The 14,888-nt window shown below is 66.7% G+C and carries 12 protein-coding genes; 2 read left to right on the top strand and 10 right to left on the bottom strand.

Going from position 1 to position 14,888, the window contains the following annotated elements; genetic code table 11:
- Positions 1 to 151 precede the first annotated feature (151 nt).
- The 7 genes from polA to M2319_RS22500 form a co-directional block, all read right to left on the bottom strand.
- Positions 152 to 3,103, bottom strand: a complete 2,952-nt coding sequence (gene polA / locus M2319_RS22530) for a DNA polymerase I (RefSeq protein ID WP_264603729.1) — start codon at positions 3,101 to 3,103, stop codon at positions 152 to 154.
- 83 nt (positions 3,104 to 3,186) lie between these two features.
- Positions 3,187 to 3,945 (bottom strand): M48 family metallopeptidase, encoded by a 759-nt coding sequence (locus M2319_RS22525; RefSeq protein WP_264603728.1) that lies wholly within the window; start codon positions 3,943 to 3,945, stop codon positions 3,187 to 3,189.
- A 146-nt stretch (positions 3,946 to 4,091) separates the two neighbouring features.
- Complete coding sequence (locus tag M2319_RS22520) at positions 4,092 to 4,511, bottom strand: DUF2852 domain-containing protein (protein WP_264603727.1); 420 nt, start codon at positions 4,509 to 4,511, stop codon at positions 4,092 to 4,094.
- Positions 4,512 to 4,714: 203 nt separating this feature from the next.
- Positions 4,715 to 6,322: a polyhydroxyalkanoate depolymerase gene (gene phaZ, locus M2319_RS22515; protein ID WP_406682265.1), complete on the bottom strand. Its 1,608-nt coding sequence runs from the start codon at positions 6,320 to 6,322 to the stop codon at positions 4,715 to 4,717.
- Between the two features lie 267 nt (positions 6,323 to 6,589).
- Positions 6,590 to 6,991 carry a hypothetical protein gene (locus M2319_RS22510; RefSeq protein WP_264603725.1) on the bottom strand — a complete coding sequence of 134 codons (402 nt, stop codon included), beginning with the start codon at positions 6,989 to 6,991 and terminating at the stop codon, positions 6,590 to 6,592.
- Positions 6,992 to 7,128: 137 nt separating this feature from the next.
- The gene (locus M2319_RS22505) at positions 7,129 to 7,896 is read right to left on the bottom strand and encodes an ABC transporter permease (protein ID WP_264603731.1); all 768 of its coding nucleotides are present in this window, start codon (positions 7,894 to 7,896) and stop codon (positions 7,129 to 7,131) included.
- Positions 7,897 to 7,973: 77 nt separating this feature from the next.
- Entirely contained in the window at positions 7,974 to 8,747 is a 774-nt protein-coding gene (locus M2319_RS22500) for an ABC transporter ATP-binding protein (protein WP_406682263.1), read from the bottom strand.
- Between the two features lie 154 nt (positions 8,748 to 8,901).
- Between M2319_RS22500 and M2319_RS22495 the strand changes: the two genes are divergently transcribed.
- Together M2319_RS22495 and M2319_RS22490 are read left to right on the top strand one after the other, a co-directional pair.
- Positions 8,902 to 10,299 (top strand): ActS/PrrB/RegB family redox-sensitive histidine kinase, encoded by a 1,398-nt coding sequence (locus M2319_RS22495; protein WP_264603724.1) that lies wholly within the window; start codon positions 8,902 to 8,904, stop codon positions 10,297 to 10,299.
- A gap of 68 nt (positions 10,300 to 10,367) precedes the next feature.
- Positions 10,368 to 10,922: an ActR/PrrA/RegA family redox response regulator transcription factor gene (locus M2319_RS22490; RefSeq protein ID WP_264603723.1), complete on the top strand. Its 555-nt coding sequence runs from the start codon at positions 10,368 to 10,370 to the stop codon at positions 10,920 to 10,922.
- A gap of 6 nt (positions 10,923 to 10,928) precedes the next feature.
- On the opposite strand, the gene M2319_RS22485 is transcribed toward M2319_RS22490, so the two are convergent.
- The 3 genes from M2319_RS22485 to betA form a co-directional block, all read right to left on the bottom strand.
- Positions 10,929 to 11,423, bottom strand: a complete 495-nt coding sequence (locus M2319_RS22485) for an MmcB family DNA repair protein (RefSeq protein ID WP_264603722.1) — start codon at positions 11,421 to 11,423, stop codon at positions 10,929 to 10,931.
- A gap of 89 nt (positions 11,424 to 11,512) precedes the next feature.
- Positions 11,513 to 13,063 (bottom strand): fused MFS/spermidine synthase, encoded by a 1,551-nt coding sequence (locus M2319_RS22480; protein WP_264603721.1) that lies wholly within the window; start codon positions 13,061 to 13,063, stop codon positions 11,513 to 11,515.
- Between the two features lie 82 nt (positions 13,064 to 13,145).
- Entirely contained in the window at positions 13,146 to 14,810 is a 1,665-nt protein-coding gene (betA, locus tag M2319_RS22475; protein WP_264603720.1) for a choline dehydrogenase, read from the bottom strand.
- Positions 14,811 to 14,888: the final 78 nt, after the last annotated feature.

The following is a 14,888-nucleotide window of genomic DNA, read 5'->3' as shown; positions in this document are numbered from 1 at the left end:
CCCCAAAGGCCTTCGCCGATCAAAAGAAAACCGAAAACCCATCACCGAATTCGTGAACTTGCACAATTGCGAGCGCAGCGAAGCAATCCAGGGGCTGCCGGCACGGCGCGAATGTCAGCGTCGAAGTGGGCGGCGAAGAACCATCCGCCCCTCAGTGTGCCTCGTTCCAATTATCCGCGGCGCGGGCGTCTACCTGGAGCGGCACCTTCAGTTGCACGGCCGGCAGGGCGGCCTTTTCCATGATCTCGGTGATGACGGGGATGGTCTTGTCGACCTCGCCCTCGGGCACCTCGAAGATCAGTTCGTCGTGCACCTGCAGGAGCATTTCGGCGCCGAGGTCGGAATGCCTCAGCGCCTCTTCCATGCGCAGCATGGCGCGGCGGATGATGTCGGCGGCGGAGCCCTGGATCGGGGCGTTGATCGCCGCCCTCTCCTGGAAGGCGCGCATGTTCGGGTTCTTGGTGTTGATTTCCGGATAGTGCGCGCGGCGGCCGAAGACGGTCTCCACATAGCCGTTGGCGCGGGCGAATTTCTTGGTCTCTTCCATGTAGTCGCGGATGCCGGGGAAGCGCTCGAAGTATTTGTCGATATAGTCCTTGGCCTCGCCGCGCGGGATGCCGAGCTGGGCCGCCAGCCCGAAGGCGGAGATGCCGTAGATGATGCCGAAATTGATCGCCTTGGCGCGCCGGCGCACGGACGGCTCCATGCCTTCGATCGGCACGCCGAACATCTCGCTCGCCGTCATCGCATGGATGTCGAGGCCGTCCTCGAAGGCCTTCGTGAGCTGCGGGATCTCTGCCATATGGGCGAGGACGCGCAGCTCGATCTGGCTGTAGTCGGCCGAGACCAGCTTCATGCCCTTTTCCGCGACGAAGGCGCAGCGGATCTTGCGGCCCTCTTCGGTCCGGACCGGGATGTTCTGAAGGTTCGGCTCCGAGGAGGACAGCCGGCCTGTGGTGGTCGAGGCGAGCGAATACGAGGTGTGGACGCGGTTCGTCTCGGCGTTGATGTAGCCCGGCAGCGCGTCGGTGTAGGTCGACTTCAGCTTGGAGAGCTGGCGCCAGTCGAGCACGCGCTGGGGCAGGTCGTGGCCTTGCGCGGCCAGTTCCTCAAGGACGCCGGCCCCGGTGCCCCAGGCGCCGGTCTTGGTCTTCTTGCCGCCGGCAAGGCTCATCTTGTCGAACAGGATCTCGCCGAGCTGCTTGGGGCTGGCGATGTTGAAGGTCTCGCCGGCAAGCTCGTGGATCTCCGCCTCCAGCGCCGCCATGCCTTGGGCGAAATCGCCGGAAAGCCGCGACAGCATCTGCCGGTCGACGGCAACGCCGCGCCGCTCCATGCGGGCGAGCACCGGCACCAGCGGGCGCTCCAGGGTCTCGTAGACGGTCGTGCCGCGTTCGGCGACGAGCCGCGGTTTCAGGAGCATCCAGAGGCGCAGCGTGACGTCGGCGTCCTCGGCGGCGTAGGCGGCGGCGCGCTCGATCTCGACCATGTCGAAGGTGACGGCGTTCTTGCCGGAGCCCGCGACCTCCTTGTAGGGGATCGGCTCGTGGCCCAGCCAGCGCTTCGACAACTCGTCCATGCCGTGGCCGCCCTTGCCGGCGTCCAGCGCATAGGAGATCAGCATGGTGTCGTCGTAGGAGACGGTCGTGGCGCCGTGGCGGGCGAGCACCAGCCAGTCGTATTTCATGTTCTGGGCGATCTTCAGGATCGCCGGGTCCTCAAGCATCGGCTTCAGGATCTCCAGCGCCTTTTGCACCGGGATCTGGCCCTCGACGAGGCCGCCGCCGAGGAGATCGCCATTGCCGGCCTTGTGCTGCAGGGGCACGTAGCAGGCGCGGCCGGGGGCGAGCGCCAGCGAGACGCCGACGAGGTCGGCGACCATCGGATCGAGGGATGTCGTCTCGGTGTCGACGGCGACGAAGCCCTGCTCCGTGGCGTCGTCGACCCAGGACTGAAGCGCCGCCTCTTCCCGGACGACCTCGTAGGCGGAAGTGTCGGTCTTCAGGGACGCAATGCGGTCAATCCGCTCTTCGGACAGTGCCTTTGGCGTAAAGTCGGATTTTCCGCCGGTTGACAAGCCACCGGAGGGTGCGGATGCGGCACCGTCCTCACCTGGGGCAGCTTCCGCGGCCGATTCCCAGCCCTTGACGACGATCTCGGTCGCTTCGACCTCGGCGCCTTCGACCTCCGTCGCCTCGGCGACGCGGCGGGTGAGCGTTGAGAACTCCAGCGCCTTCAGGAAGGCGACCAGCTTGGCGCCGTCAACGGCGGTGACGGCGAAATCGTCGAGGCCCTCTTCCACCGGCACGTTCTGGTCGAGTTCCACCAGCTTTCGGGAAATGCGCGCCTGCTCGGCGAATTCGATGAGGTTTTCCCGGCGCTTCTTCTGCTTGATGGTCTCAGCGTTCTGAAGCAGCGTTTCCACGTCGCCGAACTCTTCGATGAGCTGGGCCGCCGTCTTCACGCCGATGCCGGGAACGCCGGGGATGTTGTCGACGGAATCGCCGGCAAGCGCCTGGACGTCGACGACCTTTTCCGGCGGAACGCCGAATTTCTCCACCACCTCGTCCGGACCGATGCGCTTGTTCTTCATGGTGTCGAACATGTCGACGTCGCCGCCGACGAGCTGCATCAGGTCTTTGTCGGAGGCGATGATGGTCACCTTGGCGCCGGCCTCGCGGGCTCTTTTTGCGTAGGTGGCGATGAGGTCGTCGGCTTCAAAGCCGAGCATTTCCACGCAGGCGACGTTGAAGGCGTGGACGGCCTGGCGGATGAGGCCGAACTGGGGCCGCAGATCCTCCGGCGGCTCGGGCCGGTGGGCCTTGTACTGGTCGTAGATGTCGTTGCGGAACGATTTTCCCGAGGCATCGAAGATGACCGCGAAGTGGGTCGGCTCGTCGCCTTTTTCCGGGGTCAGGCCCTCACGCAGCAGCTTCCACAGCATGTTGCAGAAGCCGGAGACGGCGCCGACCGGCAGGCCGTCGGACTTGCGGGTCAGCGGCGGCAGGGCGTGGTAGGCGCGGAAGATGTAGGAGGAACCGTCGACCAGGAAGACGTGGTCGCCGGGGCCGATGGGCTTTGCGGTGCTGGAATCGTCGGTCATGGGGCGGATCATGCCCGCCCGGTGCGCGCAATAAAAGCTCTTTTGTGCGCCATTCCGAGGAGTTCCGCCGGGGCCGGTTTCCCTCAGCCGCCGGCGCCATAGGAATGCAGGCGCGGGCCGTTGCTGCGCAGCCAGGCGCGGGGTTCTTCCATGCCGGGGCAGAGCGTCTCCACATGGCGCCAGAAGCGCGGCGAGTGGTTCATTTCCTTCAAATGCGCGACCTCGTGGGCGGCGACATAATCGAGCACCTCGGGCGGGGCGAGCACCAGGCGCCAGGAAAAGGAGAGCGCGCCGGAGGACGAGCACGAGCCCCAGCGGGTGGTGGTGTCGCGCAAGGTGACGCGGCCAGGCGTCACCTGCAGCCTTGCGGCATGGGCAGCGACGGCCGCCTCGATGTCGGCGCGGGCCTCACGCTTCAGCCAGTCGGTGAGCCGGCGGGAAAGATGCTCCGGGGCGCCGAAGACGACGAGGCGGGGTTCGGCGTCGCCCTCCTCGCGGCGGACCGTGCCGCGGGATCTGCCGCCGGAGATGATGCGATGCTCGACGCCGCGCAGGGGCACCAGCGCGCCTTCCTCGAAGGCAACACTGTCCGGCCGGCGCTTCAGCCTGCCGGCAAGCCAATGGCGCTCGCGCTCGGCAAAATTCCTGGCCGCGCGGGAGCAGCCGTCGGCCGGCAGGGTGACGACGGGATCGCCGCCGCTTGCCGGCAGGCGCAGGGTGAAGCGGCGGGCGCGCGCGTCGCGGCGCAGACGGACGCGGATGTCGGCGCCATCGATGGTCAGGAGGAAATGCTCCTCCTTCGGCAGGGCTCTGGCGCGGCGCGGTTTTTTGAAGAACGTCATCTGTCGTCGGCGAATCGGAAACCGCCCGCATGATCCCAGATGCCGGGCAGGTTCGGCACCCTTTTTCGGGAAAGAGCCATCACCAAAAAGCGAGAGGCGGCATCACGCGCGATACCGCCTCGTTTTCCGTCCCGCGGCAAAGCGGGCTATCGGGGATGCCGGTCGCCCGGCGCCGAGCGGCCGTCGCGGCGGAGGTCGTCCATATAGTCGTGGAACGCCTCGCGCTCCTCAGCCTCGTTGGCCGCTTCGGCGCGCAAGCCGCGCAGGTATTCCTCGAACGCCGCGTCGGAGGCCGAGGCGGCGTTGAAGCCGGACGGCACGTCGTCGCGATAATAGGGATCGGCCATGACGGGATCGGCATCGGCCGCCTCGCGGCGCGCTGCCTCGAAGTCGGGCGCCGAATCGCGCGACCGGTCGCGGCGGCGACCGCAAAAGCCGCCGGGCGCCTTGCCCATGCGGCGGGCCTCGCGCGCCTCCTGCCAGCGCTCACCCCAGATGATGTAGGCGAGAACGGCAAGGCCGAGCGGCCAGAAGACGACGAAGCCGACGACCATCAGGGCGATCATCGCCGGCGTCCAGGCAGGTCTGATTATCGAAGTGCTGCTCATTTCATCCCAACCCCGGCGCCGCAGCGGCAAAGAAAAAACCGTCGGCTGCCGAAAATGCGCCCGGCCCCCAAGAGGGGGGCGTCGGACGCCGCTTCCTGCGACGTGGGGACGATTGGCGCCGTTTTCAAGTGCGCCGCAAAGCGGCTGCCAGCCGAGCGCGATCAGCTCTCGATCAACCCCTTTGCCTGGCCGACCCAGTCGTCGCGGGTGGCGCGGCCGGAAAAGGCGAGCCGCTCCTCAAGCTCGGCAAGCTGGTCGGCGGAAAGTTCCGCGATCTGCCAGAAATGGAAGATGCCGGCCTCGTTGAGCAGCTTTTCGATCTTCGGGCCGACGCCGCTGATCTTCTTCAGATCGTCGGCCGGGCTGTCGGGACGCGCCTTCGCGGCCTCGGCCTTGGCCTCTTCGGCCTTGGGGCCGGCGGCGGCCCGGGCGGCGGCCTTGACCGCGGCTTTCCTTGCCGCTTCCTTGGCGACCAGATCGGCCGGTTCCGGCCTCGGCATCATTTCCGTCGGCGGCAGGGTGTTGGCAACCGCCGGGCCTTCCGCCGCGACGCGCCGGGCGCGCACGGCCCGGTGGCCGACCGAATGGGTGATGATGAAATCGGAGATGCGCGGCGCAATCTCGGAGCGGAAGCGCGAGCCGTTGAAGACGCCGTAGTGGCCGACCTTGGGCTGGACGTAGTGGGCGCGCATCTCCGCCGGAATGTTCGGGCAGATGCGGTGGGCAGCGTGGGTCTGGCCGACGCCGGAGATGTCGTCCTTCTCGCCCTCAACGGTCAAAAGCGCGACGTTGCGGATCTTGGTGGTGTCGACCCGCTTGCCGTGGTGCATCATCTCGCCCTTCGGCAGGGCATGGGTGACGAAGACCGTCTCCACGGTCTGCAGGTAGAACTCCGCGGTGAGGTCCATGACGGCGAGGTACTCGTCATAGAAGTCGCGGTGCTTTTCGGCCGAATCGCCGTCGCCTTCAATGAGGTGGTTGTAGAAGTCGTGCTGGGCCGACAGGTGCCGGTCGAGATTCATGCTCATGAAGCCGGAAAGCTGCAGGAAGCCCGGATAGACGTCGCGCCAGGCGCCGGGATGGGGCATCGGCACTTTCATGATGACGTTGCGGCGGAACCAGTCCATGTCGCGCGACTTGGCGAGCTCGTTGACCGCGGTCGGGTTGACGCGGGTGTCGATCGGGCCGCCCATCAGCGTCATGGAGCACGGTGCGTAAGGATCGCCGGCCTCGTCCATGACGGCAACGGCGGCAAGCACCGGCACCGAGGGCTGGCAGACGGCGACCACATGGGTATCGCTGCCAAGCGTCTGCAGCATCTCGATGATGTAGTCGACATAGTCGTCGAGATCGAACTTGCCCTCGGCCAGCGGCACCATGCGGGCATCGACCCAGTCGGTGATGTAGACGTCGTGGCGCGGCAGCATCGCCTCGACCGTGCCGCGCAGGAGCGTGGCGTAGTGGCCGGACATCGGCGCAACGATCAGGAGCTTGGGCACCGGATGGCGCAGGGTCGGGATCTGGCGCTCGAAATGCAGGAGCCGGCAGAACGGCTTTTCCCAGACGACCTGCTCGCGGACCTTGACCCGCTCGCCGCCGACGACGGTCTCCGGCAAGCCGAATTCCGGCTTGCCGTAGCGCCGCGTCGCGCGCTCGAACACCTCGCAACTGGCCGAGATCTTGCGGCCAAGCGGGGTGTGGGTCAGCGGATTGAGCGGGTTGTTGAAATAAAGCCGGGTCAGGTCGCAGGCCGCGCGCATCGGGCTCATGGCCGCGTGGTGCATCTCGTAGAGATGGTAATAGGGCACGGGAGAAGCTCCTCTGCACATGCTGCATTGCAGTAACTGTTCTGCATTGCAGCGTCATTGTCCAGAGGATAGCGCACAACGTGCGGATTCCCAATCGATCGCTCGGCAATGGACCGGACGATATCCCCGGAATTCCGGCATCCCGCCCGGATTTGTGGCGTTTTTGTCACATTAACCATGGTGTCACACCGGTGCGGCACATGGCCCCGTTGCCGCACCGGATGCGCATCAGCGTTTCGCCTTGACGAGAATGTAGCCAGGCGCCGGGGAGGCCTTGCCGACCTTGCGCGCGCCGGAGCCGCTCGTCAGGGAGTTCATCTTGAAGGAGCCGCCCTTCTTTTCGCTGTAGGCGCGGATGAGCTGGCCGTCCTTCGACCTCAGGATGATCGTCTTGGTGCCGTTGCCGTTGTCGATGATGGTCTTGGTGCCGTGGGCCGTGCGGATGGTGAGCCGCAGCTTGTCCGATTTCGGCGCCTCGCCGGCCGTGCGCGTCACCGCCGGCGCGGGCGGCTTGACCCGCGGCACCGGGCTTGCGGCAGCCGCCGGCAGCACGATGGTGGAGGCGGCAATGGTTGCGATGATCGCGGCTAACAGTGTCGCAGCGGCTGGTTTCTTCGTCAGACCGTACATTTCCCTCTCCGTCTCGGTCCGCGCCGACGGCATCGCCGGCGTCCTCAGGAACCAAGGTGGCGGGAAACGGTTCCAAGGCCTGTGACGGCGGTCACAGGTTTTCCGAATCCGGCCAGAGGGACGAAAAAACGGGGTCTCTACTCGCCGAGCTGCAGCAACGAGCCGACCTTTCGGGCGCTGTCGAAGAGGCGGAAGAAGGTGAAGACGGCGACCGCGAACAGCACGAGGTTGAGCCCGAAGGCTATCAGCATCAGGTCGCCGCGGAAGACGTTGTCGATCAGGATCGCCCGCATGCCCTCAAAGACATAGGTCGGCGGCAGGGCGAGCGCGATCCATTGCAGCCAGTCCGGCAGGGTCTCGACCGGATAGTAGACGCAGGACAGCGGCAGCAGCAGGAACATCACCGTCCAGGCAAGGCTTTCCGCGCCGAGGCCGTTGCGCAGGACGAGGCCGCTGACGACGATGCCGATCGACCAGGAGGTGAGGATGAGATTGGCGAAGAAGGCGGCGAGCGCCAGCCCCAGCCCCCAGATATTGAAGCCGAAAAAGCCGATGGCGAGCAGCGTCACCGGCACCATGCCGATGGTCAGGCGGATGACGCTCATGGTCATCAGGGCGGCGATGAACTCCATCGGCCGCAAGGGGCTCATCATCAGGTTGCCCATGTTGCGGGCCCACATCTCCTCCAGGAAGGAGATGGAAAAGCCAAGCTGGCCACGGAACAGGATGTCCCACAGGAGGACGGCGCCGATCAGCGTACCGCCGGTCTTGGCGAAAAAGCCGGAATGCTGGTTCAGGTAGGTCTGCAGGAAGCCCCACATCAGCATCTGCACGGTCGGCCAGTAGACGAGCTCCACCGTGCGCGGCCAGGAGGAGCGCAGCAGGTACCAGTAGCGACGCACCATGGCGAAGGTGCGGGCCGGCGAAAACGCCTTGTAGGTGAGGTCGATGGGGCCCGTATCCGGAGTGCCCGCGTCGGTTGTCATGCGGACGCCTCCTGAAGGCTGGCGGCGTGGCCGCGACCGCGGGCGACGTCGAGGAAGACGTCCTCCAGGTTGGAACGGCCGTAACGGGAGATCAGCGCCTTCGGCGCGCCGCGGTCGACGATTTTGCCGCCCTTCATCATGATGACGTCGTCGCAGAGCCGCTCAACCTCCGGCATGTTGTGGGAGGCGAGCAGGATGGTGGCGTTCCGCTCGCGGCGGTAGCGGTCGAGGGTGCCGCGGATCCAGTCGGCCGTGTCGGGATCGAGGGAAGCGGTCGGCTCGTCGAGGAGCAGGAGTTCCGGGCGGTTGATCAGCGCCTTGGCGAGGCTGACGCGGGTCTTCTGGCCGGCGGAAAGCTTGCCGGAGGGGCGGTCGAGGAACTCCGTCAGGTCGAGGCTCTCGGCCAGTTCCGCAACCCGGCCCTTGGCGTCGCCGACGCCGTAAAGGCCGGCGAAGACGGTGAGGTTCTGGCGCACGGTGAGGCGCATCGGCATGTCCACATAGGGGCTTTCGAAGTTGATCCGGTGCAGCACCCGGTGGCGGTCGGTCAGCATGTCGTGGCCGAGGACGCGGATCGATCCCGCGGTCGGCAGCACCAGGCCGAGGATCATCGCGATCGTCGTCGTCTTGCCGGCGCCGTTGCCGCCGAGGAGGCCGACGATGGTGCCCTTTTCGATGGAAAAATCGACGGGCCCGACGGCGTTCACGGCGTCATAGCTCTTGGCAAGGCCGGTGACGGAAATCGCCGGCTGATCGATGGACTGGTCCAACGAGACCTCCCAAAAACAGCGGCCGCGTTTGCTCTGCGCGGCCGAATCTTCAAAGAAATATCAGCAAATCCTTGTGCATTCGATTATATGGACCCGCCCGATGGAGAATCCAGCCGGGCATAGAGACCTCGAGTTGAACGGATGGCGCGGTAAGATGTTTGGTTCCGTCGCAACGCCCTCGTCCCAGGGCCCGAGCTTTGCCCACCGCAAGGTGCGCCTCGATACGCTGGTGCGGCTGCGCTGGCTGGCGGTTGCCGGCCAGAGCGTTGCCGTACTCGCCGTTGCCGTCTGGCTGAAATTTCCGTTTCCGGTCTGGTGGTGCTTCGGCCTGATCGGACTTTCCGCCTGGCTCAATCTTTTCCTGAAGATCCGCTATCCCTCGAGCCGGCGGCTGACGGAGGGAAGCGCGACGCTGCTTTTGTCCTTCGACATCCTGCAGCTTTCCGGCCTGCTGCTCTTGACCGGCGGGCTGACCAATCCCTTCGCGCTGTTGCTGCTGGCCCCGGTCACCGTCTCGGCGACGGCGCTGCCGCCGACGCGCACCGCGCTTCTCGGTGCGCTCGCGGTCGGCGCAAGCTGCGTGCTCGCGCTCTTTCCGCAGCCGCTGCCCTGGTATCCGGGCGAGCGGCTGGTGTTCCCGCAGCTCTACGTCCTCGGCATCTTCCTGGCGCTGACCTCCAGCCTTGCCTTCATCGCGGTCTATGCCTTCCGGGTGGCGGAGGAAGGTCGCCAGCTCGCCGATGCGCTTGCCGCCACCGAACTGGTGCTCGCCCGCGAGCAGCACCTGTCCGCCCTCGACGGGCTGGCCGCCGCGGCCGCCCACGAACTCGGCACGCCGCTCGGCACGATCGTACTGACCTCCAAGGAGCTTGCCGGCGAGTTCGCCGACGGCGGTCCGGTCGCCGAGGACATCGCCCTCATCCGATCCCAGGCGGAGCGCTGCCGGGAGATCCTCGCCAAGCTGACGTCGCTGTCGGCGGCGCCGGACACCCATTTCGACCGCATGCCGATCAGCCACATCCTGGAAGAGGTGGTGGCACCGAACCGCGATTTCGGCGTCGACATCGAGGTGGTCAAGTCGGGCGTCGGCAAGGAGCCGGTCGGCGTGCGCAATCCGGCAGTGCTTTACGGGCTCGGCAATCTGGTGGAGAACGCCGCCGATTTCGCGGAAGAAAAGGTCGTGCTGACGGCCGAGTGGACCGACGACACGGTACGGGTGACGATTGCCGACGACGGCCCCGGCTTTGCCGCGAGCGTGCTCGACCGGCTCGGCGAGCCCTATGTCACCACCCGCAAGCACAGCGAGGCCGAAGAGGGCCATTCCTCCGGCGGCGGGCTCGGGCTCGGGCTCTTCATCGCCAAGACGCTGCTTGAGCGCACCGGCGCACAGGTCGATATCGGCAACCGGGCGGCGCCGGAAACGGGGGCCGTGGTTGAGATCGCCTGGTCGCGTGCACGGCTTGATTTCAGCGGCGGCGACGATACCAATGCCGACCCCGACGAATTTTCAATCCGACCAAGCGTCGCAGCGAGCTTGCCCGACGGGCTATAGTTCGGCTAAACATCAACCGAACATTATGTCCGAAGTTTCCAACAGTAGTGTGTAGCGAAGGCGGTCCCATGAGCGACGGAACCCAGATGGCCAACACAGGCGAAAAACGTTTGCTGATCGTCGATGACGACCGCCCGTTTCTCAGCCGGCTTGCGCGGGCGATGGAAAAGCGCGGCTTCGAGACCGATACGGCGGAATCGATCCAGGAGGCGATCGGCAAGGTCGACGCCAATCCGCCGGACTATGCGGTGGTCGACATGCGGCTCGGCGACGGCAACGGCCTCGACGTGATCTCGACCCTGCGCGAGCGGCGCCCGGATGCGCGCGCCGTCATCCTCACCGGCTACGGCAATATCGCGACTGCCGTGACCGCGGTGAAGATGGGCGCCATCGACTATCTCTCCAAGCCGGCCGATGCCGACGACGTCTATGCGGCGCTGACCCGCAACCCGGACGACAAGGCGCCGCCGCCGGAGAACCCGATGTCGGCCGACCGGGTGCGCTGGGAGCACATCCAGCGGGTCTACGAGCTCTGCGACCGCAACGTCTCGGAGACCGCCCGCCGGCTCAACATGCATCGCCGCACGCTGCAGCGGATCCTCGCCAAGCGCGCCCCGCGCTAACGCGTTTCAATCTTCGCGGATCTCGGTGACCGTGCCGGCAAGGCGCGGATCGGCCAGCTCGTGCAGCCGGTTCGCGGCCGCCTGGGCAAAGCGCAGCATCACCGCCTTGCGGGTGGCGCCGGCGAGCCGGTCCTCGCCGCAGTCGCGGACGATCTCCGCGCCGTAGCCGTCGGAGAGGATGAGCCCGGCCTCCTCGGGAAAGATCGCCGGATCGACGCCCGGATGGGTGGCGAAGAACAGCCGGTCGCAATGGCAGTGGTAGTCCGGCCATTTGGAATCGGCCCGGAAATCCTCCAGCGACGACTTGATCTCCACGATCCAGATATCGCCCTTGAGGCCGACGGCGACCATGTCCGCCCGGCGCCCGGAGGCGAGCGTCAGCTCCGGCAGATAGGCATAGCCGAGGCCGCGCAACAGCCGGCCAACGCCGCGCCGGATCATCAGCGCGGTTTCCGACTGGCGGCCGTCGGGAGCAAGGTCTGCGGTGCGGACAAGGGCCATGGGTTCAGGGCGTTCTTTGATACGGAGGGGCAATTGTTCCCTATCTGTTCGGTCCGATCAAGCCCCTCCACCTTTCGTCCTTCGAGCCCTCACCACGACAGCGCGCCCATCAGCCGGTCGATGGGGGCGTAGTCGTCGGTCAGCACCGGGGGATCGCGCCCGGCGACGAGGCGGGCGACACGATCGGGCGGGATGCGGGCGAAGATGCGACCGGTGTCAGGCTCGACGACGCGCGGGGTGTCCGTCGGCGTCTTTGCGGCGAGGAGCACGAAGGTGGTGCGGCCTTGCGCTGAAAAATCCTCCGCCTCGACCCAGACTTCGACGACGGGAAATATTTCTAGAAGTGTCCGGTAGACGGCGGCGAGGGCGTCTAAACGCTCCATGCGGTCGACGAGGTTCATTGCATAAACGCCATCGTCGCTGAGTTTCTCCGCGACCAGGGCAAAGAACTCCTTCGTCACCAGATGGGGCGGGACCGCGATATCGGTGAAGGCGTCGCCGACGATAATGTCGAAGTCGCCGCCGCTGTTCTTGAGGACCCGGCGGGCGTCGCGGTGGTGGATGTCCATCTTCTGGGGATCGAGCCAGAAGTCGCGCACCGCGATCTCCGTCACCGCCGGATCGATCTCCGCGACCGTGACGAGATCGGGGTTTTCGCCTGCCGTCCAGGCGCGCGGCAGCGTGTAGGCGCCGCCGCCGATGAAGAAGGCCGAGACGGGGTGCGCCCCGAAGCGCAGGCGCCGGAGATGGTCGATGGTCGCCACATAGGGCGTGACGAGGCGCCGGGGATCGTCGCGCACGTTAATCCCGTGGCCGAGATGGTCCAACACCATGAGGCGGGCTGGCGCGCCGACATCCTCTGTCATGTCGATGCTGCGGATGCAGTAGTAGTCGCTTTCCACCGTGCAGGGCGATTTCGCATTGGCAAGGCCCGCGGCGGCGGCGGAAAGCGCAACCGCGACGAGGATGGCGACCGCGGTGCGGCCCCTGCGCCGTCCGGCATAGCCGAGGAAGACGAGGGCAAGGCCGGCATCGACCGCGGCGACGACGGCGAGCGTTCGCGCCGTGCCGAGCCAGGAGATGAACAGATAGCCGGCAAGCAGCGTGCCAGCGATGGCGCCGAGCGCGCCGGCCGCGTACATGCGCCCGAGCGCTCTGCCCGCGGCGTGGGGCGCCCGGTCGATGGCGATCTTGGTCAGCGCCGGGGCCGGCACGCCGACCATGAAGGACGGCACCAGGAAGAGCGCCATGGCGAGGACGACGAGGCCGAGGACGGAGGTGCCGGCGCTGCCGAGGATCGGGGTGGAGAGCGCCTGGAGCAGCGGCAGGGCGAGCGCAGTGGAGATCGCGGCAACGGCTAGCGCCGCTGCGATGCCGAGGGCGATCGCCTTTTCCGCGCGCTCCGCCAGCCGGCCGCCGACCCAGTGGCCGATGGTGAGGCCCGCGAGCACGACGGCGATCACCGCCGTCCAGGAATAGAGCGACATGCCGACGTAAGGAGCGAGCATGCGCCCGGCGACGATCTCCACCACGAGGCCGGCGGCCGAGACGAGGAATTCCGCGGCCACCAACAGGACCATCAGGCCGGTACTGGGCGGTCCCTCCCCGTCACGCACCTCCGGCGCGTCGTTTTCTTCCATTTGCGGACGTCTCCCCGTTCATCGCTGCCTTCGCGGCAGCGTTGTCCCAGAGAGTGCCCGCAAGCAGCGGCGAAGGAAAGCCTCAGCGCTGGGCGACGGCCCAGTCCGGGTTGATCCAGGGCTCCACATTGGCGGCGGCGAGCGGCGTTCGGCCGAGCACAAGGTCGGCGCCCTTCTCACCGACCATGATGGTCGGGCCGTTGAGGTTGCCGTTGGTGATCTGCGGGAAGATCGAGGAATCGATCACCCGAAGCCCGTCGACGCCGACGACCCGGCACTCCGGATCGACCACGCTCCATTTGTCGTCGGCATCGCCCATGCGGCAGGTGCCGCAGGGGTGGTAGGCGCTCTCCACGGCCTCGGAAATGTAGGCGTCGAGGTCCTCGTTCGAGGTCTTGTCGGCGCCCGGCGATAGCTCCTCGCCGCGATAGGGCGCAAAGGCCGGCTGCTCGAAGATCTCGCGGGTCAGGCGGATGCAGGTGCGGAAGTCGGCCCAGTCATCCTCGTGGGACATGTAGTTGAAGAGGATCGAGGGCGGGTCCTTCAGCGTCGGGCCGGTGAGCGCGACGCGGCCCCGGCTCTTGGAGCGCATCGGCCCGACATGGGCCTGGAAGCCGTGCGACTTGGCCGGCAGCTTGCCGTCATAGCGGATCGCCACCGGCAGGAAATGGTACTGGATGTCGGGATAGTCGACGCCGGCGGCGGAACGCACGAAGGCGCAGGATTCGAACTGGTTGCTGGCGCCGATGCCGTCGCCGGCAAACATCCAGCGCGCGCCGATCAGCGCCTTGGAGAACCAGTTGAGCTTGGAATAGAGCGAGACCGGCTTGAGGCAGGTCATCTGCAGGTAGAGTTCCAGGTGGTCCTGCAGGTTCTGGCCGACGCCCGGCCGGTGGGCGCGGGTCGTAATGCCGTGCGCCTGCAAGTGCTCGCCGTCGCCGATGCCTGAGAGCATCAGGAGTCGCGGCGAGTTGATGGCGCTTGCTGCCAGGATCACCTCGCGCCTTGCGCGGATGATGCGGCGGCCGCCGCCATTCTCCACTTCGACGCCGACGGCGCGGCCCTCCTCAAAGACAATGCGGTGGGCGAAGGTGCGGGTCATCAGGGACAGGTTCTTGCGGCCGAGCGCCGGCTTCAGATAGGCGTTGGCGGCCGACCAGCGCCGGCCCTTCCAGATGGTCATCTCCATCCGGCCGAAGCCTTCCTGGCGGCTGCCGTTGTAGTCCTCGGTCAATCCGTAGCCGGCCTCCTCGCCGGCCTCCATGAAGGCGTGGTGGAGCGGATTGTCGAGGGGACCTCTGGTGACGTGCAGCGGGCCGTCGGTGCCGCGCCAGCCGTCCTCGCCGCCATGGCTCGTCTCGGCGCGCTTGAAATAGGGCAGGACGTTGCGGAAGCCCCAGCCGGTCGCGCCCATCTCCTCCCAGGTGTCGAAGTCGCGGGCGTGGCCGCGCACATAGACCATGCCGTTGATGGAGGACGAGCCGCCGATCACCTTGCCGCGCGGGCAGACGAGGCGGCGGCCGCCGAGATGGGGCTCCGGCTCGGTCTGGAACCCCCAGTCGTAGAACGGCAGGTTCATGGGATAGGACAATGCTGCCGGCATCTGGATCAGCGGCCCGGCGTCGGTGCCGCCGAACTCGATGACGCCGACGGTCGTCGTGCCGTCTTCCGTCAGGCGGCTTGCCAGGACCGAGCCGGCGCTGCCGGCGCCGACGACGAGGAAGTCAAAGGTCTCGCCTTCCTGCATTTCTCATACTCCTGCGCACCCTCTGATCGAGTCGGGGAGGATCGGGTGCGTTCTCTCAAGGCGACGTCCGCTCCCGGC

Origin of the sequence: Rhodobium gokarnense, from assembly GCF_025961475.1 — a bacterium.
Taxonomy (GTDB): Bacteria; Pseudomonadota; Alphaproteobacteria; order Rhizobiales; family Rhodobiaceae; genus Rhodobium; species Rhodobium gokarnense.
This window is presented reverse-complemented; position numbering and strand designations above follow the sequence as displayed.